The organism is Nocardiopsis sp. L17-MgMaSL7, from assembly GCF_003182025.1.
Lineage (GTDB): Bacteria > Actinomycetota > Actinomycetes > Streptosporangiales > Streptosporangiaceae > Nocardiopsis > Nocardiopsis prasina.
In genome coordinates, this window is sequence record NZ_QGTF01000007.1 from 172,319 (window position 1) to 196,753 (window position 24,435).

General features: G+C 71.8%; 27 protein-coding genes. 23 read left to right on the plus strand and 4 right to left on the minus strand.

The window, feature by feature from the left end; genetic code table 11:
• The first annotated feature begins 58 nt into the window (after positions 1-58).
• Complete coding sequence (locus BDW27_RS14345) at positions 59-3,430, plus strand: right-handed parallel beta-helix repeat-containing protein (RefSeq protein ID WP_110049646.1); 3,372 nt, start codon at positions 59-61, stop codon at positions 3,428-3,430.
• A gap of 59 nt (positions 3,431-3,489) precedes the next feature.
• The gene (locus BDW27_RS14350; protein ID WP_040693070.1) at positions 3,490-3,843 is read left to right on the plus strand and encodes a hypothetical protein; all 354 of its coding nucleotides are present in this window, start codon (positions 3,490-3,492) and stop codon (positions 3,841-3,843) included.
• Positions 3,844-3,855: 12 nt separating this feature from the next.
• On the opposite strand, the gene BDW27_RS27490 is transcribed toward BDW27_RS14350, so the two are convergent.
• Both BDW27_RS27490 and BDW27_RS14355 read right to left on the minus strand, forming a co-directional pair.
• A complete protein-coding gene (locus BDW27_RS27490) occupies positions 3,856-4,011 on the minus strand; it encodes a hypothetical protein (protein WP_017542887.1) in 156 nt (51 codons plus the stop codon).
• Between the two features lie 70 nt (positions 4,012-4,081).
• On the minus strand, positions 4,082-4,915 hold the full coding sequence (locus BDW27_RS14355; protein WP_110049647.1) for an exonuclease domain-containing protein: 834 nt from the start codon (positions 4,913-4,915) through the stop codon (positions 4,082-4,084).
• A 170-nt stretch (positions 4,916-5,085) separates the two neighbouring features.
• Here BDW27_RS14355 and BDW27_RS14360 point away from each other — a divergent pair, with 170 nt between their 5' ends.
• Positions 5,086-5,295: a hypothetical protein gene (locus BDW27_RS14360; protein WP_017542889.1), complete on the plus strand. Its 210-nt coding sequence runs from the start codon at positions 5,086-5,088 to the stop codon at positions 5,293-5,295.
• A gap of 58 nt (positions 5,296-5,353) precedes the next feature.
• Positions 5,354-5,743, plus strand: coding sequence for a hypothetical protein (locus BDW27_RS14365; RefSeq protein WP_026128957.1), 390 nt, complete (start codon positions 5,354-5,356; stop codon positions 5,741-5,743).
• Positions 5,744-5,987: 244 nt separating this feature from the next.
• Here BDW27_RS14365 and BDW27_RS14370 read toward each other — a convergent pair whose 3' ends face one another.
• On the minus strand, positions 5,988-6,548 hold the full coding sequence (locus tag BDW27_RS14370; RefSeq protein WP_110049648.1) for a hypothetical protein: 561 nt from the start codon (positions 6,546-6,548) through the stop codon (positions 5,988-5,990).
• A gap of 551 nt (positions 6,549-7,099) precedes the next feature.
• Here BDW27_RS14370 and BDW27_RS14375 point away from each other — a divergent pair.
• Positions 7,100-7,351, plus strand: coding sequence for a hypothetical protein (locus BDW27_RS14375; protein WP_017542892.1), 252 nt, complete (start codon positions 7,100-7,102; stop codon positions 7,349-7,351).
• Positions 7,352-7,476: 125 nt separating this feature from the next.
• A complete protein-coding gene (locus BDW27_RS14380) occupies positions 7,477-8,070 on the plus strand; it encodes an RNA polymerase sigma factor (RefSeq protein ID WP_017542893.1) in 594 nt (197 codons plus the stop codon).
• Between the two features lie 66 nt (positions 8,071-8,136).
• On the opposite strand, the gene BDW27_RS14385 is transcribed toward BDW27_RS14380, so the two are convergent.
• Positions 8,137-8,661 (minus strand): inorganic diphosphatase, encoded by a 525-nt coding sequence (locus BDW27_RS14385; protein ID WP_017542894.1) that lies wholly within the window; start codon positions 8,659-8,661, stop codon positions 8,137-8,139.
• A gap of 83 nt (positions 8,662-8,744) precedes the next feature.
• Between BDW27_RS14385 and dacB the strand changes: the two genes are divergently transcribed.
• The 17 genes from dacB to panC all read left to right on the plus strand — a co-directional run bounded on the left by dacB (position 8,745) and on the right by panC (position 24,427).
• Complete coding sequence (gene dacB, locus BDW27_RS14390; RefSeq protein WP_233515765.1) at positions 8,745-10,091, plus strand: D-alanyl-D-alanine carboxypeptidase/D-alanyl-D-alanine-endopeptidase; 1,347 nt, start codon at positions 8,745-8,747, stop codon at positions 10,089-10,091.
• Between the two features lie 489 nt (positions 10,092-10,580).
• On the plus strand, positions 10,581-11,660 hold the full coding sequence (locus BDW27_RS14395) for a zinc-dependent metalloprotease (protein ID WP_017542895.1): 1,080 nt from the start codon (positions 10,581-10,583) through the stop codon (positions 11,658-11,660).
• Positions 11,657-12,631, plus strand: coding sequence for a tRNA lysidine(34) synthetase TilS (gene tilS / locus BDW27_RS14400; protein WP_110049650.1), 975 nt, complete (start codon positions 11,657-11,659; stop codon positions 12,629-12,631). The genes BDW27_RS14395 and tilS overlap by 4 nt, the downstream gene beginning before the upstream one ends.
• A 108-nt stretch (positions 12,632-12,739) precedes the next feature.
• Positions 12,740-13,294: a hypoxanthine phosphoribosyltransferase gene (hpt, locus tag BDW27_RS14405; RefSeq protein WP_199560655.1), complete on the plus strand. Its 555-nt coding sequence runs from the start codon at positions 12,740-12,742 to the stop codon at positions 13,292-13,294.
• Positions 13,295-13,540: 246 nt separating this feature from the next.
• The gene (gene ftsH / locus BDW27_RS14410) at positions 13,541-15,544 is read left to right on the plus strand and encodes an ATP-dependent zinc metalloprotease FtsH (protein WP_110049651.1); all 2,004 of its coding nucleotides are present in this window, start codon (positions 13,541-13,543) and stop codon (positions 15,542-15,544) included.
• Positions 15,541-16,134: a GTP cyclohydrolase I FolE gene (gene folE, locus BDW27_RS14415; RefSeq protein WP_017542899.1), complete on the plus strand. Its 594-nt coding sequence runs from the start codon at positions 15,541-15,543 to the stop codon at positions 16,132-16,134. Before ftsH ends, folE begins: the two co-directional genes overlap by 4 nt.
• Before the next feature lie 100 nt (positions 16,135-16,234).
• The gene (folP, locus tag BDW27_RS14420; RefSeq protein ID WP_233515766.1) at positions 16,235-17,140 is read left to right on the plus strand and encodes a dihydropteroate synthase; all 906 of its coding nucleotides are present in this window, start codon (positions 16,235-16,237) and stop codon (positions 17,138-17,140) included.
• A complete protein-coding gene (locus tag BDW27_RS14425; protein WP_017588276.1) occupies positions 17,137-17,583 on the plus strand; it encodes a nuclear transport factor 2 family protein in 447 nt (148 codons plus the stop codon). The genes folP and BDW27_RS14425 overlap by 4 nt, the downstream gene beginning before the upstream one ends.
• The gene (folB, locus tag BDW27_RS14430) at positions 17,583-17,954 is read left to right on the plus strand and encodes a dihydroneopterin aldolase (RefSeq protein ID WP_017542902.1); all 372 of its coding nucleotides are present in this window, start codon (positions 17,583-17,585) and stop codon (positions 17,952-17,954) included. Before BDW27_RS14425 ends, folB begins: the two co-directional genes overlap by 1 nt.
• Positions 17,955-18,007: 53 nt before the next feature.
• A complete protein-coding gene (gene folK, locus BDW27_RS14435; RefSeq protein WP_051061244.1) occupies positions 18,008-18,502 on the plus strand; it encodes a 2-amino-4-hydroxy-6-hydroxymethyldihydropteridine diphosphokinase in 495 nt (164 codons plus the stop codon).
• Positions 18,492-18,983 carry a DUF3180 family protein gene (locus BDW27_RS14440; protein ID WP_110049652.1) on the plus strand — a complete coding sequence of 164 codons (492 nt, stop codon included), beginning with the start codon at positions 18,492-18,494 and terminating at the stop codon, positions 18,981-18,983. Before folK ends, BDW27_RS14440 begins: the two co-directional genes overlap by 11 nt.
• 112 nt (positions 18,984-19,095) lie before the next feature.
• On the plus strand, positions 19,096-19,647 hold the full coding sequence (locus BDW27_RS14445) for a PH domain-containing protein (protein WP_040693076.1): 552 nt from the start codon (positions 19,096-19,098) through the stop codon (positions 19,645-19,647).
• Between the two features lie 81 nt (positions 19,648-19,728).
• Positions 19,729-21,138, plus strand: a complete 1,410-nt coding sequence (locus BDW27_RS14450; protein WP_110049653.1) for a PH domain-containing protein — start codon at positions 19,729-19,731, stop codon at positions 21,136-21,138.
• Between the two features lie 243 nt (positions 21,139-21,381).
• Positions 21,382-21,624, plus strand: coding sequence for a chaplin family protein (locus BDW27_RS14455; protein WP_017542907.1), 243 nt, complete (start codon positions 21,382-21,384; stop codon positions 21,622-21,624).
• A gap of 459 nt (positions 21,625-22,083) precedes the next feature.
• Entirely contained in the window at positions 22,084-22,323 is a 240-nt protein-coding gene (locus tag BDW27_RS14460) for a hypothetical protein (RefSeq protein ID WP_017542908.1), read from the plus strand.
• A gap of 165 nt (positions 22,324-22,488) precedes the next feature.
• The gene (locus BDW27_RS14465; RefSeq protein ID WP_110049654.1) at positions 22,489-23,373 is read left to right on the plus strand and encodes a Rossmann-like and DUF2520 domain-containing protein; all 885 of its coding nucleotides are present in this window, start codon (positions 22,489-22,491) and stop codon (positions 23,371-23,373) included.
• 172 nt (positions 23,374-23,545) lie between these two features.
• Positions 23,546-24,427: a pantoate--beta-alanine ligase gene (gene panC, locus BDW27_RS14470; protein ID WP_017542910.1), complete on the plus strand. Its 882-nt coding sequence runs from the start codon at positions 23,546-23,548 to the stop codon at positions 24,425-24,427.
• The last annotated feature ends 8 nt before the right edge of the window (positions 24,428-24,435 follow it).

Sequence of the window (24,435 nt, forward strand, 5' to 3'; positions counted from 1 at the left end):
CCTATCGCAGACCCCTCCGGCGCGGCGCCGGGGCCGATACCCCCATGGGAGTCGATGGATGATCACGGTCCGCGTCTCGAAGACAGATCCCGCCGCCACTTCCTCACTCGGGAAGGCGGTACGGGAACACCGTTACGCCGGGGCGGACCTGCACCTGCGCGTCGCACCGGGTGAGTACGTGGAGCCGTTGGTGATCGGCGTACGGGGGCGGGTGGTCGTGACACCCGACGAGGGCGCCGGGACCGTGACGGTCGTCGCCACCGGCGAGACCAACGTGTTCAACGTGCACGAGGGCGGCACCCTGGAGCTCCACGGGATCTCCGTGCGGAGCACCTCGGAGGAGTACCCGCCGCTGTACGTGCAGAAGGACGCCCGGCTCAAGGCGGTGGACTGCGTCTTCACCGCGCCACGGCGGGTCAACGTGGTGGGCGCCCGCGCGGAGGTCGTCGGCTGCCGGTTCGAGGACAGCGGGCTGCTCTGGGACGGCAGCGAGGGCAGTGTCAGCGAGTGCTACTTCGCCGGGGCGGTGATCGCCGTCCAGGGCAGGTGCAGCCCGAAGATCAGCGGGACGGTCTTCACCGGAGCCCACGACGACTGGCACACCCTGTACGTGGCCGACGCGTCCCCGGAGTTCACCGACTGCGCGCTGGTCGACGGCGGCGGGGTGTACGTGCGGGACCGGGCGCGGGCGGAGTTCACCGACCTCCGGGTCACCGGCTCCTACGACTGGCCCGTGCGGGTCTACGAGCGCTCCAGGGCCACCTTCACCCGCATGGTGGTGGAGGGTGCCCGAAAGGAGGACACTGACGCGTTCTTCGTCCACGGCGACTCCGAGGCCACTCTGAACGACTGCGAGATCACCGACGCCACCCGGACCGGCGTGGCGATCGAGGGCGGCAAACTCACCGTCGAGGGTCTGACGGTCGACGGCACCGCCACGGACGCGGTACTCGTGGACGGCGGCCAGGCCGACGTCACCGACCTGCGGTGCACCCGGATCGGCAAGGCCGCTCTGCTCATCGCGGACGGCGCCCGGGTCACCGTCTCCGGGATGTCCGTCGCGGAGAGCGGGGTGGAGGAGCGCGGCGCCATCGCCTCGGTCCGCTCCCGGTTCGAGGTGAGCGACCTCAGGGTCAGCCGCTGGCACGGACCGATGGCGATCGTGGTGGGCGGCCGTGGGTACTTCGAGGACATCGTCGGCCACGACGTGGGCTCGGGTATCCACAGCCGTGAGGACGCCACTCTGACGGTGCGCGGCATGGTGCTGCGGGACGCCCGTGAGGACGGGCTGAACATCCTCGACGGCACCGAGGTGCAGCTTCACCAGGCCGACCTCTCCGACTGCGGTGAGGACGCCGTCTACGTCCAGGGCGGGCACGTCACGGTGCGCTCCTCCACCCTGTCCGGCAGCGGGGAGCGCGGGATCCGGGTGGGGGAGGGCGGCGTGGCCGCCCTGGAGGACACCTCGATCCGGGACGGGCGCGGGGACGGGGTCATGGTGGAGGAGGGCGGCCGGGTGCGGTTGGTGCGGTGCACCGTGACCGGCAACGACGAGGAGGGCCTGTGGGCCGCCGACAGCTCGTCGGTGTACCTGGAGGAGACCACCTTCAGCGGCAACCGGGGCGGGGACGCCAACCAGGGCGGTAACGGCGACCGGGCGGCCGCCCGGGTCGCGGGGACGGGGGCGACCCGTCCCGACGAGGGCGGGACGGCGGCGCAGGAGTCCGGTGACGCGACCGTGCGGGACCGGGCCCGACCGCTGGAGACCCTGCTCGCCGAACTGGAGGGGCTGGTGGGCCTGGACCGGGTGAAGAAGGAGGTCCGCGCCCTCGTCAACATCCAGACGGTGAGCGCCAAGCGTATGGAGGCGGGGTTCCCGCCGCTCAACGTCAGCCGCCACCTGGTGCTCTCCGGGCCCTCCGGGTCGGGCAGGGCGACCGTGGCCCGACTGTACGGGGAGATCCTGCGCTCGCTCGGCCTGCTCAGCCAGGGACAGTTCGTGACGGCCTCTCGGGACGACCTGGTGGCCGACCGCGGGGTCGGCAGCGCCCAGAGGACGGCGGACCTGGTGGAGCGGGCCCGGGGCGGGGTGCTGTTCGTGGCGGAGGCGTACGCACTGTCCCGGGGCGACGGTTCGGGACAGGAGGCGGTCGACACCCTTTCCGGGCTCATGGAGGAGCTCCGCGACGAGGTGGTGGTGGTCCTGTCCGGGCCCACCAACGGAATGCGGGCGCTCCTGGAAGCGAACCCGGAGCTGCGCGCGCGGGTGGCGCGCACCGTGGAGTTCGAGGGCTACTCCCCGGAGCAGCTCGGCGGGATCTTCGAGGGCATGGCCGAGGAACGCGGCTACACCCTGGGGGAGGGAGCGCGCGACCTCCTGCTCCGGCACTTCCGGGGGCGGATCGCGGAGGGTTCCTTCGGCCACGGCCGGGAGGCGCGGGCCGTGTTCGAGGAGGTGCTCCGGGTCCAGGCCGAACGCATCACGGCGGGTGGCTACCAGACCGTCGCGGACCTCACCCGGATCCGGACCGACGACCTTGAGGGTGTGGTGGCCGAGGGTCCCGCCACGCCCACCGAGGCGGTGGACGGGGTCCGGGTGAACGCCCTGCTGGCGAGCCTGGACGGCCTGGTGGGGCTCGGAGAGGTCAAGCGCCAGGTGAAGGGGCTGACAGATCTCCTGTGCCGGGCCCGTTCGGAGGGCGACCGGCGCCCGGCCGCGCGGCACCTGGTGTTCCTGGGGCCGCCGGGAACCGGGAAGGGAACGGTGGCGCGGCTCTACGGGGAGCTGCTGGCGGCCGTGGGGGTCCTGCCCCGCGGGCACGTGGTGGAGGCCTCGCCGGGGAGCCTGGTGGGGCCGCCGGGACAGCGGGGGCCCGGGAGGGTGGCGCTGCGCACTCGCGAACTGTTCGAGCGGGCGCGCGGGGGCCTGCTGCTCCTGTCCGACGCCGAAGTGCTGAACAGGGACTTCACCGGAGGTCGCGGGGTCGGACAGGAGGTGGTCGACACCCTGCTGCGGCTCATGGAGGAGCACCGGGACGAGGTCGTGGTGGTCGTGTCCGGCCGGGCCCGGGAGACGACCGGGTTCCTCGCGGACCACCCCGGCCTGGCGGCGCGGCTCTCGCGGACCCTGGAGTTCTCCTCCTACGACCGGGAGGAGCTGGCGGACATCTTCGTGGGGATGGCGGAGCGGGCCGACCTCCTGGTGCCGGAGGCGACCCGGCGTGCGCTGTCGGAGTTGGTGGGGGCTGACGCCCGGGGCCTGGCCGAGGGCGGCGGACACCGGGTGCGCGCGCTGTTCGAGGCCGGCCTGACCATGCAGGCGAGGCGAATCGAGGCGGCTGCGTTGTCGGGGGAGAGCCCCGGTGTGGACGAACTCCGGACCCTGCTGCCGGAGGACCTGCCCGACGCGGGCCCCGGCTTGGGGGAATGATTACTCAGCGTGTAGGGGTGATGTGCCTGCTGTGTCCGAAGTATGGGTAAGTGGGCGGTATGAGTCTGATGTTCATGCTGTTCGCCCTGATGGGGGCCGTGGTCGTCCTCGGCGGTGGTTCCTACGCCCTGCGCCGCGTCCTCGCCCACATGGACCCGCCCGCGGCGGTGGCGGAGCCCGAACCGCCCCCGAGGGCCGAGCCCGCCACGCACGTGGGAGGGTACGTCCCGGTCCAGGGCCACCCCGACGAACTGCCCGCCGAACTCCGTGCGCGGGTGCGCAACCTGGTCGCGCTGGGCCACACCGACGACGCGGTCCGGATGGTGCGGACCCGCCTCGGCGGAGACGAGGCGCGGGCGCGCGGGGTCGTGCGACGCCTGGGCGGCGAGGAACGGCCCGCGCTCGAACCCTGACCGGGCGGGGGTTCAGACCCTCCGGCGGTTCTGGAGCCAGCCCCACACGGCGGTCGCGACGAAAAGCAGACCGCCGATCACCGCGAGCCAGAACAGCCCCCTGATCACGACACCGAGGATGGCGAGGATCAGCCAGACGGCGAGCAGGACGAGGACGAGGTAGAGCATGTGAACCCCCGGGTAGTCAGCGTTTTCGGTGACCTACCCCGAGGCCCGGCCTCCGAAGCCGCCCCACCCCTCAGGGCCAGGTGCCGTCGATCACGGTTCCGTGGTCGGGCTTCTCCCGGTCCAGCCACTCCTGCCGCCTGCGGGCGAACTCCAGGGCCCACTCCACCTGGCGCCGGTGCAACTCCGGCAGGGTCAGCGCGGCGGTCTCGGCGTGGCGGGCCCCGATCTCCCGGGCCAGGGCCAGCGCGGCCCGGGCGTCGCCCTCGGCGTTGTGCGCGTCGGTCAGCGGGACCCCGTAGTACGCACAGAGGTCGCCCAGGGTGCGCCTGCCGCGCCGGAAGGGCTCCACGGCGCGGTCGATCACCAGCGGGTCCACGATCGGCTCCGGCGGTCGCCCGAGCGCCTCGGCGAGCGGACCCAGGCCGTGCCTGCGGTGTTCGGCGTCGAGCAGGGTGAGGTCGAAGGGCGCGTTGAACACGACCAGCCCCCCGCCACGGCCCAGATGTCCGGCCAGCGCCTCGGCGATCTCCCCCAGGCACTCCGCGGCGGGACGGCCCTCGGCGCGCGCCCGCTCGGTGCTGATGCCGTGGACGGCCACCGCTCCGGCGGGGATCTCCTTCTCACCGGGGTCGACCAGCCACGTGCGTCGGCGGCCCTCGCCGTCGACCAGGGCGGCCGACACCAGGAAGGCGGTGGCCGGGTCCGGCGAAGAGGTCTCGGTGTCGAACCCGAGCAGGTCGAGGGTGTGCCAGCCGGAGTGGTCGCCGCGCGGCGGCGGGACCGGGCGCGGCTCGTGCCCGACACAGTAGGTGCGCCAGCGCGCGTCCACTCTGAGGACGGACCCCTCCCCGGTCGCCACCAGGACCGAACAGGCGGAACAGGTGCCGGGGTAGCGGTTGCGCATGGGTTCCTCTCCGACCGGGCGGTCTCCCGGTGCCTGCCTCGGCGTCACCGCCGTGAACAGCGGCGATTCGGAACCATCGTAGGCGCGGAGGACGACGCGCCAGGGTACGGGGTGACGGGGCCCATGTGGCGAGTGTGTGCGGGTGCCCCATTTTGGGGAAGGGAAGGAGCATGAGTCTGGAAGAGGCATCACGTCAGCTGGAAGCGACCATCCACGACGCGCGGGTCGCGTTCGACTGCATCCTGCTGGAGGAACTGGACCGGGCGCACACCAACGCGATCACCGCCCGGGCCGCCGTGGACGCGGCCGAGCAGGCCATCCGGGTGGAACTGGAGAGGCGCACGGCCGAGAAGAAGGAAGAGGCCGACACCCCCGAATGATCGGAGGGCTCCGAGATCCCGGAGCCACGGGTATCGAACATACTTTCGAACAGCGGGTATGCTGTGTGGTATGCCCGATCAGTCCCTGACATCGGACTGGCCCGCGAGTGTGCACCCACCCGGGTCGGACTCCTTCGAGCAGACGGCCCTGGAGTGGCTGTTCGACCACGTGCCCGCCGACTACCGGCTGCACGGGGTTCTGCGACGTCATCCCGTGGCCCTCTCCCGGTTGGCGCGCCAGTACGTCTCCGCGACGCTGGACGCGGCCCGGGAGGGGTACCGCACGGCCCGCGTGGACCTACGCGGCCAACTCCCTCCGCACGCGCTCGACCAGGTGATGAACGCCTACCTCGCCGAGGGGCGGCGCACCGCCGAGGTCCTGCGCGCGGTCGAGGCCGTGGACGGCGCCCTGCGCGCCGCGGCCCCGGATCGGGGCCGCGATGAGTGAACCTCCGAGGCACGGCACCCCCGGACGGCCCGGAGCGCGTCCTCCGGGCGCGCGGACCACGTCGGGCCCGGGGTCCCCGTCGCCGGCGGAGGCGAGGATCTCCGCCCCGGCGCCACCCGCACCACCACCGGACATCCGGTTGCTCCCGAGGCCCGTGTCACCGGGGCCCGGACAGGCACTCCCACCGCCGTCGGGGGAGGGGGACCGACCACACGCCGACGCCCCGGTGCGCCAGCCGGGAGGGTCAGACGCTCACACGGACCAGGACGGCGACCTCGTCGCCGGTGTTCACCAGGTGGTGGTGGCTCTGGGAGGAGCTCCCGGCGCCACCCACCACGCGGGTGCGGCCGGTGGCCAACTCCGCGGCCGAACGCATCTGACCGTCAGGGCCGGACGTGATCAGGTGGGCCCTCCCGCTGACCAGGTGCAGCACCTCCATGCCGTGCGAGCGGTCCGGCCGCCGGGCCGGGCCGGGCACGAAGCTGTTCGGTTCGAGGGCCACGGTGGTCACCCGGAACCGGCCGCCCACGTGGCGGCGGGCGCTGCGCGGCGCGGGCTGCCAGTGGCCCCTGCGGGTCGGCCACAGGGTCGGGCGGCGCAGCGAGTCGGCGGCGCCGCGCGCGGCGGCGACCAGCTGGCCCACGGTGGGCAGACGGCGTTCCGCCAGGTGGGAGTAACCAGAGGTGCGTCCGGCGTCGACCACGTCGCCGATCCCGTCGAGGGACACCGACGCGGCGCGCGGACGGGGAGCGGGCTCGGTGGTTCCGGGACGGGCGGCGCTCGTGGCCAGGACCTGCTGGGACATCGTGGGAAGATCCTTCACGTGTACGCGGCCGGGTCCGGTGACCGGAGCCGCGAGGGTGTCGTCAATGGGCCCCGGACGGTGCGGGGCGGCAGGGGCGGCCACACCGAACGCACGTTCGGAGAGGACAATCACCCTGGTGGAGTTCGCTCGCGGGCCCGTCACACCGGATGGTGGAGGCCGCTCGCGGACTGGTCGGGCGGGGTCGGTCGACTCAGACCCCTCGGCAACGACTCAGCGACGACAACACGGACACGCCGCACGGGCCAGGTGGCAGGAGACCCAGGGGGTCGTGCGAGCCGTGGCGTCGGTGCGGGTGCGCGGATACATGAAGGTAAGGAGACCAGCAAAGTCGGTGGCGCGTCAAGCGAACGCCGGGAATCGTGCGTGTCGGACCACTTACCGGTCTGCCCGGAACGTGTTGCGGGCGGCGTCCCGTGGTGGTGACATGTGGAACCCGAGAACACGGCGCGTCCGTCGAACCGGAGACCATCCCCCAGTACAGCCGTAGCGACAGGAGTGGCCGTGCAGCCGTCCGTCCCCAGAGGGCAGCCTTGACCCCGGAGGCACCGGGCCTGTGGGCGCGTGTACTGGTGCGCGCCCTCGTGGTGGTCGCCGCCGGTGTGATGGCGCTCGGCTTCCTGGGCCCCGGAGCGGCACTGCTGGTCGCCTTCCTGACCGCCCTCACCCACGTGCTGCTGTGGGCCCGTTCCCGTTACGCGGGCTTCCTGTTCGTCGATCCGGGGGAGGAGCCTCCCGGTGGTCGGGACGACCCCCCGGAACCGCCCCGGGGGACCTCGGACTGAGGTCACACTCGCCCCTCGGGAAGGACCGACCAGCAGGTCGGAGCCGGTCCGAGTGTGCGACGGGACGGTCACGGCACCGGCGAGCCGTGGGGCACCGCGCCGCGCGCGGCGTAGATTCTAGGTCTATGACGGACCGGGATCTTCTGCACGCCCTGCGCTTCGACCGGGGCGACACGGCGGACGCCTACGCGAGACTCCTCGACGCCTACGGAGACGAGCTGTACCGGCGTTGCATCCTGGTCCTCCGCGACCGGGACGCCGCGCACGTCGTCCTCAGGGACACCCTGATCGTCGCCCGCGCGCACATCGGACGCCTGCCGAACGCCGAGCGGTTCAGGGAGTGGCTGCACGCCCTCACGGAGGCCGAGTGCTCCCGCTACCTGGGGAGTCACCAAGCGCACCGGACCTGGGACGCCCACCCCCTGGCCCTGCCCGCGAGGGCCGATCTGGTCCGGGCGCGGGTCCTCAACGGCATCGGCAGACCGGAACTGGCCGGGTACCGCACACACGTCGCCGCGCGGGCCGACCGCTTCGGCCGCGACGGCTTCCCGCTGCCTCCCGGCCACGGGCCCCTCGCGGACGGGCCGCTGCCCCAGCTGTCCTTCGTCATCGCCGTGCTGTGCGCGCTGCTGGTGCTCGTCCTGGCCGGGTACGCGCTGACCCGCGACCCCGGCCGCGAACTCGGCACGGACGAACCCCAGATCGCCGGGGCCTCCTGACCCCGGGCACGACGAAGGCCCGGCGGGAAACCCCGACCGGGCCTGGCGTGGACACCGGAACCCCGGTTACTGGTCCTCGTTGGTGATGTGCGAGGAGTCGCCGTGCGCACCGGCTTCCTCCGCGCGCTTCACCGACGCGATGATCTCCTGCTCGGCCTCGTGGCGGCCGACCCAGCTGGCGCCCTCGACGGACTTGCCGGGCTCCAGGTCCTTGTACACGGTGAAGAAGTGCTCGATCTCGAGGCGCTCGAACTCGTTCACGTGGTGAATGTCACGCAGGTGCTCCTGGCGCGGGTCCGTCGCCGGGACGCACAGCAGCTTGTCGTCGCCACCCGCCTCGTCGCGCATCCGGAACATGCCGATCGCGCGCGCCCGGATCAGGCAGCCCGGGAACGTCGGGGCCTTGAGCAGGACAAGGGCGTCCAGGGGGTCGCCGTCCTCGCCGAGCGTCCCCTCGACGAAGCCGTAGTCGGCGGGGTAGGTGGTGGAGGTGAACAGCATGCGGTCGAGACGGATACGACCGGTCTCGTGGTCCACCTCGTACTTGTTGCGCTCCCCCTTGGGGATCTCGATCGTAACGTCGAATTCCATGCTGATCTCGGCTCCCAATGCGACTAATGTCGCCGTATAACTACAACGTCAGGCCGCGACACCGACGGAAGGCAGGTCCCCGGGTGCGACGGGTACGAGGCGAGGCGTTCCTCGCGCTGGCCCTGCTCAACATATTCGTGCTGATCACCGGGTTGGTCGCCCTGGACGTGATCGAGGCACGACCGCTGTCGGCGGTGCCCAACCCCGTCACGCGCGCCGACGGCGTGGCGGCGGTTGCACCCGCGACCCCGACCCCGGCGGACCCGGTTCGGATCGCGGACATTCTTGATGATCCCATGTCATCGTCCGGGCTCGAGGAGGGCCTCTCCGGTTACGTCGTGGACGGCGTGACGGGAGAGACGCTCTTCGAACGCGACGCGGACACTCCGGTGACCCCGGCGTCGACGACGAAGATCGCCACGGCCGTCGCCGTCCTGGACACCGTCGGCCCCGACCACGTGCTGCGGACCGAGGCCCACCTCGACGCCGAGGAGAACCGGGTGGTGCTGCGTGGTGGGGGCGACGTCACACTGACCGCGACCGCCGACTCCGCAGCCTACCCGCAGGTAGCCACTCTGGAGGAGCTGGCCGAGGACACCGCCGCCGCCCTCGCCGAGCGGGGCCTGGACACCGTGACCGTCGGCTACGACGACTCGCTCTTCACCGGCCCGGACACCGCCCCCGGGTGGAAGCCCAACTACGTCACCGAGGGCAGCACGGCCACCATCCACGCGCTGATGGTCGACAGCGGACGGGTGGACACCGACGTGCTCACCCGGTCCGCGAACCCGCCGCTGGCCGCCGCCGAGGCCTTCGCCGACCAGCTGGAGCAGGCCGGGCTGACTGTCGAGGGCTCACCCGACGAGGCCGGAGCCTCCGGCGAACCGGTCGCCTCCGTGGACTCCATGCCGATGAGCGCCCTGGTCGAGTTCATGATGCTCGCCAGCGACAACAACATGGCCGAGTCCCTGGGCCGGATCACCGCCCTGGAAACGGGTGAGGAGCCCGACCACACCGGTGCCGCGACCGCCACGCACCGGGCCCTGGAGGGCCTGGGCATCGAGGGGGTCCAGCTCTCCGACAACAGCGGTCTGAGTACCAAGAACCGCATCACGCCGCGCGCCCTGGTCCAGCTGGTCAAGGCCGCCGCCGACGAGCCGCGCCTCAACGCCACCATCACCGGTCTGCCCACCGCCCACTCCACGGGGACCCTGGCAGGGCGCTACTCGGAACACTCCAGCTCCCACGCGGCCGCGGGACTGGTCCGGGGCAAGACCGGAACCCTGGACGGCGTCAGCACGCTGGCCGGCACCATCCACGACCAGGAGGGCAACGTCTTCGTGTTCGCCCTGATGGCCAACAGCCCCGGAGCCTCCGGGCCCCAACTGGACACGTTGGCGACGGCGCTCAGCCAGTGCGGGTGCGGTTGAGAGTGTTTTCTGGGGCCCTTTTTTGGGGCCTCCGCTTCGCTTTGGCCCGGGTTCGGCGCCTTTGCAGAGGGATTTGGGTTCAAGGCAACACAGCATCCTCGTCTACGCCTGGCTCGTTCCTCGCTGGCGGCTTGACTCGTCTTGCAGAACCCTCTCCGGCACCCTCATCTTCTTTGGGCCTCCGCTTCGCTTCGGCCCGTATTCGGCGCCTTTGCAGAGGAACCTTCGGTGTCTTCGGTGTGATGGCTCGTTCCTCGCAATCCCACCTCCACCACCTCCAGAACCCTCTCCGGCACTGAACGAAAGCACCCCCCTTGTGGCTGGGATGTACGGGCGGGACCCACGAGGCCGTGACCCGGGTCCCGGGACTGGCTCCATGACCGGGGAGAGTGATTCGGGCGGTCTCAGGGACATCCCGGGGTCTGCCCTGAAATAGCGCCCTGATCCCCGTGCTCACAGCCGTCGCGTGGGTAGGCTGACCGTGTGACTGTGATCGACTGGGACGTAGCCGTCAACACCGGTGTTCGCCTCGTGCGCCCTGGGCCGCAGGTGGACCTGTCCGACGCACGGCAGGCCGTGGTGCAGTTGCGCGAGCTGTCCACCGTGGCCGCCGGGCACGTGCGCGACTTCACCGGAATGAACCCCCTCGAACCCTCGGGGCCCGCGGTCATCGTCGACCGCCCGGGCTGGATTCGAGCCAACGTCGACGGGTTTCGGGTCGTACTCGAACCCGTACTCGAACAGATGGGAGCCGACCGGCTGAACAACAGCCCGGCCGGGAACCTGACCAGCGCGGTCGGTTCCCGGATCACCGGGGTGCAGCTCGGGGCGGTCCTGTCCTACCTGGCCGGGCGGGTCCTCGGCCAGTACGAACTCTTCCTGCCACCGGACCCCGACGGCCACTCGCCGACGGGGCGCCTGACCCTCGTGGCACCCAACATCGTCAACACCGAACGCGAGCTGGGCGTCGACCCGCGCGACTTCCGCCTGTGGGTCTGCCTGCACGAGGAGACCCACCGCATGCAGTTCACGGCCACGCCGTGGCTACGCGGCCATGTCCAGGACCTCATGCGGGAACTCCTGCTGTCCACGGAGATGGACGCCTCCGACCTGATCGACCGCCTCCGACAGGCGGGCGAGGCCGTGGCGGACGCGGTGCGGGGCGGCGAGGGCAACCTCCTCACCGCGTTCCAGACCCCGGAGCAGAGCGCCCTGATGGACCGGGTCACCGCCGTCATGAGCCTGGCCGAGGGCCACGGCGACTACGTGATGGACGCCGTGGGTCCGGACGTCGTCCCCTCGGTGGAGACCATCCGCTCCCGCTTCCAGAAGCGGCGCGAGTCCCCCAACCCCCTCGACCGGATCATGCGCCAGCTGCTGGGCATGGACCTGAAGATGAAGCAGTACGAGGAGGGGGCGGCCTTCGTGCGGCAGGTCGTCGCCCAGGTCGGGATGGCCGACTTCAACAGGGTGTGGACCTCGCCGGAGACGCTGCCCACCCTGGAGGAGATCCGGGCTCCGTCGCAGTGGATCGAACGGGTCGTGCGCCCCGCCGCCATCACCGAGTGAGCGGGCCGCCCCCCGCCGTGGCCGCCGTCCGCTCGGCGGTCCGGTTGGCGCTGTCCGAGCTGCCGGAGGGAACCACCGTCCTGGTGGCGTGCAGCGGCGGAGCCGACTCCCTGGCCCTGGCCGGTGCGCTGGCCTTTGAGGCGCCCCGGGCGGGTGTGCGGGCGGGCGGTGTCACCGTCGACCACGGGCTCCAGGAGGGCTCGGACGAACGGGCCGAGACCGTGGCCAAGGTTCTGGGCGGGCTCGGCCTCGACCCCGTGCGGGCGGTCAACGTCCGGGTCGGCGGGTCGGGCGGCCCCGAGGCGGCGGCCCGGCGGGCCCGCTACGACGCCCTGGACGCGGTGGTCGACGAACTCCGTCCCGCGGTGGTCCTGCTCGGCCACACCCTCGACGACCAGGCGGAGACGGTCCTGCTCGGGCTGGCCCGGGGGTCGGGGGCACGGTCCCTGGCCGGTATGGCCCGGCGTACCGGCGACTACCTGCGTCCCCTGCTGGACCTGGACCGCGCCACCGTCCGCGAGGCCTGCTCCCTGACGGGGCTGACCCCGTGGGAGGACCCGCACAACCACGACCCGCGCTTCGCCCGCTCCCGAGTGCGCCACGAGGCGCTGCCCGCCCTGGAGGCCGCCCTCGGCCCGGGGGTCGCCTCCGCTCTGGCCAGGACCGCCGCCCTGCTGCGCTCGGACGCCGACACCCTGGACGCGCTTGCCGGGGCCCTGCACGAGCGGGCCCGGGAGGGAGGCGGGCCCGGGCTGGCGGTGGGGCCGCTGGAACGGGCCGAACCCTCGCTGCGCACCCGGGTGCTGCGCCGTGCCGCCCTCGAATCGGGGTGCCCGGCGAGCGCGCTGAACGCACGTCACGTACGTGAGCTGGATCGCCTTGTCACCGAGTGGCGGGGGCAGGCCCACATCGACCTTCCCGGAGGGGTTCGGGGGCGTCGGACCGCTGGTCGGATCGTCTTCGGGCCCTGATCCGGAGGCCGAACCCCGGGCTCCGGCAGGTGGTCGGGCACCGTGGCCTCGTTCGGCACGTTTATCCTGGTTGCCGCAAACGGGGAACTCAGCAGCGAGGACGTGAGCGTGGACGCTAAGGACATGGGCGAGGACCTGGAGAAGGTCCTCGTCACCGAGGAAGAGATCAAGACGCGCCTGGCCGAGCTGGGGGCGCGGATCGACGCCGACTACGAGGGCAGGGACCTGCTGATCGTCGGCGTGCTCAAGGGCGCGGTCATGGTCATGGCCGACCTGGCGCGGGCGCTGCACAACCCCGTCTCCATGGACTGGATGGCGGTGTCCTCCTACGGGGCCGGGACCACCTCCTCGGGTGTCGTGCGCATCCTCAAGGACCTGGAGACCGACATCAAGGACCGCGACGTCCTGATCGTCGAGGACGTCATCGACTCCGGCCTGACACTCTCCTGGCTGGTCGGCAACCTGAAGTCCCGCGGGCCCCGGTCCGTGGAGATCTGCACCATGGTCCGCAAGCCCCTGGCCTTCGACGTCGACCTCGACGTCAGGTACATCGGCTTCGACCTGCCCAACGAGTTCATCATCGGCTACGGGCTCGACTACGCCGAGAGGTACCGCAACCTGCCGTTCATCGGCACCCTCGCCCCGCACGTCTACGAGAAGTAGCGTTCCCGCCGCCGTGCGGTGCCCGCGCGGCGGCGGCCACGGGAACAACGGGGCGGGTCACCGTCGTTGCGTTCATGACGGACCCGCCACCGGTCCGAGCGGTGTGACCGCTCCGTGCGGCGAGGTGTACCGTCGAATATCCCGGCGTCATCGCAGGGAGCACGTGTCCGATAGGTCCTGCTTCGGAAACTCCTCTGGGGCGGGCGGCCTGGTCAGGAGGGACGGACCCGACAGGGTTCCGCTCACATGAATCTGAAGCGTTTTTTCCGCGGCCCGTGGATCTGGATCCTGGCTGTCGCCCTCATGCTCGTCATCGGCTTCCGCGTGTTCGACGTGGGCGCCGGTCCCCAGCCTGAGGAAGCCGACATCTCGACGGTCTACCAGCTCATCGAGCAGGACGAGGTGGACAACGCCGAGATCGTCGACCGCGACCAGCGCATCCGACTGACCACGGTCGACGAGGACATCCTCGAGGCCTACTGGGTGGAGGGGCAGGGCCTCCAGCTGGCCGACATGCTCCAGGAGTCCAGCGAGAACCCCGACGGGAACCTGAAGGCCTACGAGGTCTCGGTGGCGACCACACCGATCTGGACCACGGCCCTGTTCAGCCTCCTGCCGCTGATCATCATCATCGTCATCTTCTGGTTCATCTTCAGCCAGATGCAGGGCGGCGGCTCCCGGGTCATGCAGTTCGGCAAGTCCAAGGCCAAGCTCATCACCAAGGACACCCCGAAGAACACCTTCGAGGACGTGGCCGGTGCCGACGAGGCCATCGAGGAGCTCCACGAGATCAAGGAGTTCCTCCAGAACCCGGAGAAGTTCCAGTCGATGGGGGCGAAGATCCCCAAGGGCGTGCTGCTCATGGGCCCGCCCGGAACCGGCAAGACCCTGCTGGCCCGCGCCGTCGCCGGTGAGGCCGGGGTGCCGTTCTACTCCATCTCCGGTTCGGACTTCGTCGAGATGTTCGTCGGCGTGGGCGCCTCGCGTGTGCGCGACCTGTTCGAGCAGGCCAAGGCCAACGCGCCCGCGATCATCTTCATCGACGAGATCGACGCGGTCGGCCGCCACCGCGGCGCCGGCATGGGCGGCGGGCACGACGAGCGCGAGCAGACCCTCAACCAGATGCTGGTCGAGATGGACGGCTTCGACGTCAAGGGCGGCGTCATCCTGATCGCCGCCACGAACCGCCCCGACATCCTCGACCCGGCGCTGCTGCGCCCGGGCCGCTTCGACCGCCAGGTCGTCGTGGACCGTCCGGACATGGACGGCCGCAAGGAGATCCTCGCCGTGCACGCCAAGGGCAAGCCCATGGCCGAGGACGTCGACTTCGCCGTCATCGCCCGCCAGACCTCCGGGATGACCGGCGCCGACCTGGCCAACGTCATCAACGAGGGCGCCCTGCTGTCGGCCCGCGCGGACAGCAAGGTCATCACCCACGCCGTCCTCGAGGAGGCCATCGAGCGCGTGATGGCCGGTCCCGAGCGCAAGACCCGCGTGATGTCGGACCGCGAGAAGAAGGTCATCGCCTACCACGAGGGCGGTCACGCCCTGGTCGGCCACGCGCTGCCCAACGCCGACCCGGTCCACAAGATCACCATCCTGCCGCGCGGCCGCGCGCTCGGCTACACGATGTCGGTGCCGACCGAGGACAAGTTCCTCACCTCGCGCTCGCAGATGATGGACCAGCTCGCCATGATGCTCGGCGGCCGCGCCGCCGAGGAACTCGTCTTCCACGAGCCCACCACGGGCGCCGGGAACGACATCGACAAGGCCACCAGCCTGGCCCGCAACATGGTGACCGAGTACGGCATGAGCGAGCGCCTGGGCGCCCGCAAGTTCGGCTCCGGCAACACCGAGCCGTTCCTGGGCCGGGAGATGTCCCACGCCCGCGAGTACTCCGAGGAGATCGCCTCCCTCATCGACGAGGAGGTGCGGCGCCTCATCGAGTCCGCGCACGACGAGGCCTACGAGGTCCTCGTGGAGTACCGCGACGTGCTCGACGAGCTCGTCCTCCAGCTCCTGGAGAAGGAGACGCTCACCAAGACCCAGGTGCTGGAGGTCTTCGAGCCGGTCCGCAAGCGGCCCACCCGCGGGTCCTACACCGGCTACGGCAAGCGCCAGCCCTCCAACCGGCCCCCGGTCCGCTCCAAGAAGGAGATGGCCGCGCTGAACGGTGCCGACGTCCAGGGCCCGTCCAGCAACGGTCAGCACCCGGAGCCGACCACCACCACCGAAGGAGACCAGGAGTGAGCTCGGACCTGCCCGCCAGACCCGTGGACCGCGAGCGCATCGAGCACGCGGTTCGGGAGATCCTCATCGCGATCGGGGAGGACCCCGACCGCGACGGCCTGACGAAGACCCCCGAGCGGGTCGCCCGGGCCTACGAGGAGCAGTTCTCCGGGCTCGGTCAGAAGCCCGGTGACGTCCTCACCACGGTCTTCGAGGCCGACCACGAGGAAATGGTCCTGGTCAAGGACATCGAGCTCTACTCGACCTGCGAGCACCACCTGGTGCCGTTCTTCGGGGTGGCGCACGTGGGCTACATCCCGGGCCCGCACGGCCGGATCACCGGACTGAGCAAGTTCGCCCGCCTCGTGGACGTCTACGCCCGCCGCCCGCAGGTGCAGGAGCGCCTCACCGGCCAGGTCGCGGACGCCATCATGGAGCACCTCGACCCGCGCGGGGTGATAGTGGTCGTCGAGGCCGAGCACCTGTGCATGACCATGCGCGGGGTGCGCAAGCCCGGGGCCAAGACGGTCACCTCCGCGGTGCGGGGCATCTTCCGCAGCAGCGACCGCACCCGCTCCGAGGTCATGAGCCTCATCCTCGACCAGCGCTGACCCGCTTCGGGACCGTGCCGGGTCCGAACTCCGACACCACCGCCGAGGGGCCGGGGGCCGTGTGCCCCCGGCCCCTCGGCGTACGCGTAGGGTGATGCGCATGGCGCCGAAACACACACTTCCGGGGCTGCCCGACCACGGGCGGTGCCTGGTCATGGGGGTCGTGAACGTCACCCCCGACTCCTTCTCCGACGGCGGGTCCTGGTTCGACCCCGAGCGCGCGATCGAACACGGTCTGCGCCTCGTCGAGGAGGGCGCGGACATCGTCGACGTGGGCGGTGAGTCCACCCGCCCCGGGGCCCAACGGGTCTCGGCCCCCGAGGAGCTGCGCCGGGTCGAACCCGTGGTGCGCGAACTCGCCGCGCGCGGAGTCGCGGTCAGTGTGGACACGATGCGGGCCGAGGTCGCCGCGAGCGCGGTGGAGGCCGGCGCGGTGCTGGTCAACGACGTCAGCGGCGGGCTGGCCGACCCCGAGATGGGCCGACTCGTCGCTTCTTCCGGTGTGGCCTACGTGTTGATGCACTGGCGTGGGCATAGTCATGACATGCAGAGCCGTGCCGTGTACACGGATGTCGTCCAGGAGGTCCTCGATGAACTCCGCGACCGTATGGAGGCCATGATCAGTGCAGGTGTCGACCCCGGCCAGATCGTTCTGGACCCGGGCCTGGGATTCTCCAAGCGCCCCGAACAGGCGCACAACTGGGCGCTGCTCCGGCATCTCGACCGGTTCCACGAACTGGGCCGGCCCGTCCTGGTGGCGGGATCACGCAAACGCTTCCTCAGCCGCCTGCTCGGCGACGCCAAGGGCGAGGACCGCCCGTTCGTCGAGTGCGACGCGGCCACCGCGGCCGTGACCACCCTGTCCGCGGACCGCGGCGCCTGGGCGGTCCGGGTGCACGACGTCCGTCCGAACGCCGACGCGGTGCGCGTGGCGGCGGCCTGGGCCGACGGCGGGGCCAGCCTCGCCGAGGGCCGGGACCAGACCGTGGACCGGGGTGACGCGTGAAGTCCCGCCAGGAGGTCATGGAGCGCGTGGCCGAGGCCAACGCGCAGTTCTACAGCGCCATCGAGAACGGTGACATCGACCTGATGCGCACCGTGTGGGCCGAGGAGCACGAGGCCCCCGACCTGGTGTGCGTCAACCCGGGCTGGCCGCTCCTGCGCGGCCGCACCGAGATCATGCGCGCCTGGTCGCTGATCATGGCCAACGTCACCTACATCCAGTACGTGCTCACCGAGACGCACATCGGGGTGGGCGGTGACATCGCCATGGTGACATGCGAGGAGAACGTACTGACGGCGGAGGACGGCAGCCCCGGTTTCGTGGCGGGCGGGCAGGTGGTCACCACCAACCTGTTCGTCGACACCGACCAGGGGTGGCGGCTGTGGTCGCACCACGCCTCCCCGGTGCTGATGGAGGACGACGACGAGGCGGAGGCCGAGGACTGATGCGGGACCGCATCGAGCTCCGCGGCCTCCGGGCCCGGGGCCACCACGGGGTGTTCGACTTCGAGCGCCGCGAGGGGCAGGACTTCGTCGTGGACGCCGTGCTGTACCTGGACACGGCGACCGCCGCGAAGAGCGACGACGTCGCCGACACCGTCCACTACGGCGAGCTGGCCGACCGGCTGGTCGCGGTCGTGACCGGTGAACCGGTGAACCTGATCGAGACCCTGGCCGAGCGCCTGGCCGGGGTGTGCCTGGCCGAGTCCCTGGTGCGAGGGGTGGAGCTGACGGTGCACAAGCCGTCGGCGCCCATCGAGCACGAGTTCGCGGACGTGTCGGTCACCGTCACCCGGGGCGAGCGGGGGCAGCGGTGAGTCCGGCGGTGGCGCGTGCCGTGCTCTCCCTGGGTTCCAACCTCGGGGACCGGATGGCCACCCTCCAGGGTGCGGTGGACCTGCTGTCGGCAGGGGAGGGCGTCACCCCGGTGACGGCCTCCCCGGTCTACGAGACGGCCCCGGTGGGCGGGCCCGACCAGGGCGCGTTCCTCAACGCGGTCCTGGTCGTGGACACCACCGGCACTCCGAAGGAGCTGCTGGAGCTGGCCCGGTCCGCCGAGCGCGCCTTCGAGCGGGTCCGCGAGGTTCGGTGGGGGCCGCGCACCCTGGACGTGGACGTCATCGCCTTCGGGGACACGACCGACGACGATCCGGAGCTGACGCTGCCGCACCCGCGCGCGCACCTGCGCGCGTTCGTGCTGCGCCCCTGGCTGGACACGGACCCCGGCGCGGTCCTGCCCGGCCGGGCGCCGGTCGCCGCCCTGCTGGCCGGGGTGGAGGAGGCGGACACCAGGGGCGAGCAGGAGCTGACCGTCCGGGAGGACCTGAGGCTCACGCTGCCAGGGGAGGACGCACGTGTCGGGTGAGGGCGGGGGCACGCTGACCCCGACCGGGTGGCGCGTCCCGACCCTGCTGGCGCTCCTCGGGGCGCTGCTGGGGCTGTTGGTCGCCAACACGGTGAGCGGCCTGCCGCTGATGCCGTGGTCGGCGACCCCGACCCTGTTGCTGCTGGCCCTCGCGGAGGGGTTCACCGCCGGTCGCACGGCGCGCCGTGTGCGCCGGGCGCCCGGGACCGAGCCGATGGAGCCGCTCGGCGCGGCCCGCCTGCTCGCCCTGGCGAAGGCGAGCGCGCTGTTCGCCTCGCTGGCCGCGGGGTACTTCGCGGGGACCGCGCTGGCCGTCTCCGACCGGCTGGAGCTGCCCAGCCACCGTGAGGTGTTCCTGACAGCGCTGGGGACGGCGCTCGCCGCCGGTCTGCTGCTGGCCGCCGCCCTCTACCTGGAGCACGCCTGCCGGGTGCCGGAGGACGACGACGAGGACCGGAACGACACACCGGGGCTCGCCTAGGAGTGAGCTGAGGGGTGGGGCCCCGCCCGGGACGGGGGCGGAACACGGACGACTCCGGGTTCCGGCCGAGCCGTTTCGGGCGGGGCTTGCCCGCTGATGGTTGACTGAGCCCGTGGACACCAGTGAACCGACATCACCGGCGCCGGAGGGGTCCGACCCGCCGCGGCGCCCCGTGGACGCCGCCTTCGCCGCACCCGGGGACACCGACTGGACCCGGGTTCCGGTCGCGCTCGCCTGGTACCGCCGCCTCGTGACCGGTGCGTGCTGCCTGGCCGTCGGCGCGGCCGGGGCCCTGTTCCTGTTCCTGTCGGGCCGACCGGGGGCGGCCGTGACCTGGGCGGTGGCGGTTCTGGTGGCGGCCGTCGTGCTGTGGCTCCTGGCCGGGCGCTTCCAGCGCTCCTGGGGCTACGCCGAGGAGTCCGCCGAGCTGTACCTCACCTACGGCGTGCTGATGCGGCAGCTGGTGGTCGTCCCCTACGGCCGGATGCAGGTCGTGGACGTCACCGCCGACCTGCTCGAACAGGCGCTGGGGATCGCGACCGTGCGCGTGCGCACCGCCGCGAGCACGGCGGACACGCGGGTGGTGGGGCTTCCACTGGCCGACGCCGTCCAGCTGCGCGACCGGCTCGCGGCGCGCAGCGAGACCTTCTCTACGGGGTTGTAAGTGCACGGACCGCCACAGCGGGGCCCATGGCCGCAGGGACCGCACCGCTCCGGACCGCCGCCGCCCGCCTGGGGGCCGTCGATGCTGCCGCCGAACGGCGCCTGGGGCGCTCCGCCGCCCGTGCCGCCCCGGCGGCCGGACCCGGCGGCCGACGTCACCACGGGGATCTTCCGCTCACACTGGTTGATCATCCCGCTCCAGGTCCTCGGGGTCACCCTCGTCTTCGTGGCGCTGGTCGGGCCGATCCTGAGCCAGTTCGGCCTCGCCTGGGTGATCGTCCTGGCCTTCGCGGTGGTGTTCGGCTCCCTCGCCTACGCGCTGCCCGCGTGGTGGTACGGCTCGTTCGGGCTGCGTGAGGACCACCTGGTGGTGCACAGCGGCCTGTTCCTGCGCAGTTCGCGGGAGATCCCGCTGAGCCGCCTCCAGGCGGTGGACGTGGTGCGCCCCCTGCTGATGCAGGTGTTCGGCCTGGCGGAGCTGCGGGTCGAGCTGGCCGGGGGTGACGGGAGCGCCATCCGGCTGCGCTGCCTGCGGTGGAGGGTGGCCGAGCGGCTGCGGGTGGCGGTGCTGGCGCACGCGGCCGGTCTGCCCGGGCGCGCGCCCGAGGCACCCGAGTGGCCCTTCTACCGGCTTCCCTTCCTGCTGCTCCTGGGCGCACTGACCTTCCGTGTGCCGGTGCTGCTGTCGTTCGTCCTGCTGCTCCTGCTCCTGACCGCGTTCGTGGTGTTCCTCGAACCGGGGGCGCTGGCCGGGGCGGTCCCGCTCGTCCTCGGGCTGCTGCGCTACTACTGGGGACCGCTGGCGCGCTACACGGACTTCTACGCGTCCTCGTCCTCGGACGGGCTGCGGCTGCGCTACGGGATGTTCCAGCGGCGCATGCAGACGGTTCCTCCCGGCCGCGTGCAGGCCGTTCGCGTGGTGGAGCCGCTGCTGTGGCGGGCGCTGGGCGTGGCGAGGGTCGAGGCGACTGTGGCGGGCTACGCGGGCGCGCGCCAGGCCGACTCGACGGCACTGCTGCCGGTGGCGCCGCGGGGGAGGGCCTTCGCCCTGGTGAACGAGGTGTTCCCGGAGAGCGAGGCGGCACTGGTGCCGTTGGTGGACAACCGGGGCCCGCTGCCGCACGCGGTGGGGGTGGACGAACGGTTGTTCGTGAGCGTGCGCGGGTTCCTGTGCCGGGTCACGGAGATCGTGCCGGTGGAGCGGATGCAGGCGCTGCGGCTGTCGGCCGGGCCGATCGCGCAGCTGAGGGGCAGGGTCACCGTCGACGTGGACATCCCACCGGGGCCGGTCTCGGCGCGTGCGACCGACCGGAATGCGGGGGAGGGACGCCGTTTACTGGACGCCCTGGTGGAGTACGGAAGACGGGCCAGGGTGCCCTCTGCGGGAACGGAACGGTGGGCTACCCGGGCAACCATGCACGGAGGATCGGTGACCGGCCGGAACGAGGGTGAGAAAACGGAGGGTTCGAACGGCGACACCCCCGAGAGCTGAGTGTGGTGTGTGTCACATTGTGGGGCCACGGGGGTTCCGATTCGGCGTTGCATGTCCGACATGTCTTCTCACTCGTGGTGATACTTCCAGGTCAGGACCGGAAAACTCTTTCGTGTTTCGGCCACGGACGGCGACGGCCTATGGCTAAATAGTGGTGAACACGTTGAGTGTTCACTGTCATACACATCGTCAACGTTATCGACCGGTTGGCGCCCCCGCTGACCGGCTGACGGGAGAAAACACATGCTGAAGAAGGCTCTCGCCGCCACGGCCATCGCCGCTGCCGCTGGCAGCGTCCTGTTCGCCGGCACTCCTGCCATGGCCAACAGCAACGTCTTCACCTCCGGCAACGGCGGCATCCTGAGCGGCAACCAGGCCGTTGTGGACGTCGACGCGCCGATCAACGTCTGCGGCAACTCGATCTCCATCCTGGGTGTCTCCGGCGCGAACTGCACCGACTCCGGCGCCAGCGTCAAGAACTGGTAGTAGGAACGACTTCCCGGCCCGCCCGGGCGGGGGTGTCCGGCCGGAGACGTCCCGGCTGATCCGACCCGGTCCAGGGCCAGCGAGCTTTCCGCGCAGGGGCGCCACTCCGTGACGACGGAGTGGCGCCCTTTCGCGTGTCCGGGGTCGGCCGACTCCGGGAGTCGGTCCCCGGCGGTGGTTGCACACCCGGAACCGGGATTGGTGCCTGGCTGGAACCCCGCAGCCCGGTCACGCTGCGCACACGCCTCCGGGGTCGAAGTCCCCGTCTTTGTCCCGATCGGCACCGGGACGTTCGGTCACCTGGTGTGAACATAGGCCGATGTTCTGTGATCAATGCAGTTCAGGGCATTTCCATGGGGGTCGCGCGTCGATAGCTTCATCTCGACGCCCCCGGGCGCCACCGAAGGGTCACTGCGAGTTCGGTCGGTCCCCCCGTCCGGACACTGAAGGAGACAAGTAGTGCTGAAGAAGACGCTCGCCACCGGTGCCGTGCTCCTCGCCTCCGCCGGAGTCCTCCTTTCCGCCGCCCCCGCCGCGGCGCACGCGGGCCACTGGACCCCGCACCACACCTACGCCAGTGGGAACTTCACCCACATCAAGGACCTGGAGGCCGAGAACGAGGGCTGCGGCAACTCGAACGCCGTCCTCGGCCAGTCGCTGGGCTCCTGCTTCAACTCCGGGGTCATCATCCAGAACTGACGACGAGGGGCGGGTGTCCTCACTCGCCCCTCTCCGTGTCACCCGGCCGCCCCGCCCCCTTCCCCGGGGGCGGGGCGGCTGGTCAGCGGTACGGGCGGGCTATCGTGTGCTCAGAGCACGGTGCGAGGTGAAGCGGACGCACCGGACCACGAGGGGACACGATTCATGGAGACGACCGAAGGGCGTCCCGCCCGCCTGCGAGTCGGCGTCATCGGGGCGGGCCGGGTCGGCTCCGTCCTGGGCGTCGCCCTGTCACGGGCCGGGCACCGGGTCGTGGCCGCCTCGGCGGTCTCCGACGCCTCGCGGGCCAGGGTCGAGGAACGGCTCCCCGGCGCCCGCCTCCTCGAACCCGCCCGGGTGGCGGAGGCCAGCGACCTCGTCCTGCTGACCGTCCCCGACGACGCCCTCGCCGACCTCGTCGAGGGCCTGGCCGCGACCGGCACCGACCTGCGCGGCAAGATCCTCGTCCACGCGAGCGGCGCCCACGGGTACGGGATCCTGGCCCCCGCCACCGTCGTCGGCGCGCTCCCCCTGGCCCTGCACCCGGCCATGACCTTCACCGGCCGCGACGAGGACGTCGAGCGGCTCGCCAACTGCGCCTTCGGCGTGACCGCGCCAGAGCAGCTCCGCCCCATCGCCGAGGCCCTCGTGGTCGAGATGGGCGCCGAACCGGTGTGGATCGCCGAGGAAAAGCGCACCCTCTACCACGCGGCCCTCGCGGGCGGGGCGAACCACCTGGTCACCCTCGTCGCCGACAGCGCCTCCCTGCTCACCGCCGCGGGGGTGCCCGAACCCGCGCGCCTGCTCGCCCCCATGCTCAGCGCGGCCCTGGACAACGCCCTGCGCCTGGGCATCCACGGCCTGAGCGGACCGGTCCTGCGCGGCGACGCCGGCACCGTGGCCGGACACGTCGAACAGTTGCGGGAACACGCACCCGAGAGCGTCGCCAGCTATGTCGAGCTGGCCCGGCTCACCGCGGACCGCGCCATCAACGCCGGGATGCTCAAACCCGAGGACGCCGCCCGTCTGCTGGACGTCCTGCGTCGCTGACCCCGCCGGCACCCCGGAGACCGAGCCGGACCCCGGGAGGCCGCCCTCCGACCGCGGGGCGCGCCCGCCCACGGCGGGGCGCCGCCGCGACCACGACGTCCACCGGCACAAGCACGGGTACCCGGCCACGGCCCGGACTCGACGCGGACCCGGCAGACCACCAAGGAGAACCATGACCGATCCCGCCCGGCCCGACCGCGAAGACGGTCCGCTCGTCGTCCGCACCTCCGAGGAACTGCGCCGCGCCCTGGCCGACGCGGGCCGGGTGGGGCTGGTCCCCACCATGGGCGCGCTCCACGGCGGCCACCGCAGCCTCATGCGGCTGGCCCGCGAACGGGCCGACACCGTCGTGGTCAGCGTCTTCGTCAACCCCCTCCAGTTCGGCCCGGACGAGGACCTGGACCAGTACCCGCGCGACCTGCCCGGCGACACCCGGCTGTGCGGCGAGGAGGGCGTGGACGTGGTCTTCGCCCCCGAGACCGCCACCATGTACCCGCGCCCGCAGATGGTCACCGTGGACGCCGGGGCCATGGGCGAACGCCTTGAGGGCGCCTCACGCCCCGGCCACTTCACCGGCGTCCTCACCGTGGTCACCAAGCTGTTCCAGCTGGTCCGACCGGACCTCGCCGTCTTCGGGGCCAAGGACGCCCAGCAGATCGCCCTGGTCCGGCGCATGGTCGCCGACCTCGACCTCCCGGTGGAGATCGTCGGCGCCCCCACCCTCCGCGAGCCCGACGGCCTGGCCTCCTCCAGCCGCAACGTCTACCTCTCCGAGGCCGACCGCGCGAGCGCCCTCTCCCTGTCCCGGGCCCTGCGCGCGGGCGCCGACGCCGCGTCCGAAGGCGCCGTGGCCGTACGCGCGGCGGCCCGCGCCGTCCTGGACGAGGCCGCCCGGGCCTCCCCGCCGGTCGAACTCGACTACCTCGCGCTGGTCGACCCGGCGACCTTCGCCGACGCGGCCGACGACCACCGGGGCGACGCCGTCCTGGCCGTGGCCGCCAGGGTGGGCCGCACCCGGCTCATCGACAACGTGACAGTGCCCCTCCAGCCGTGACCGCCACG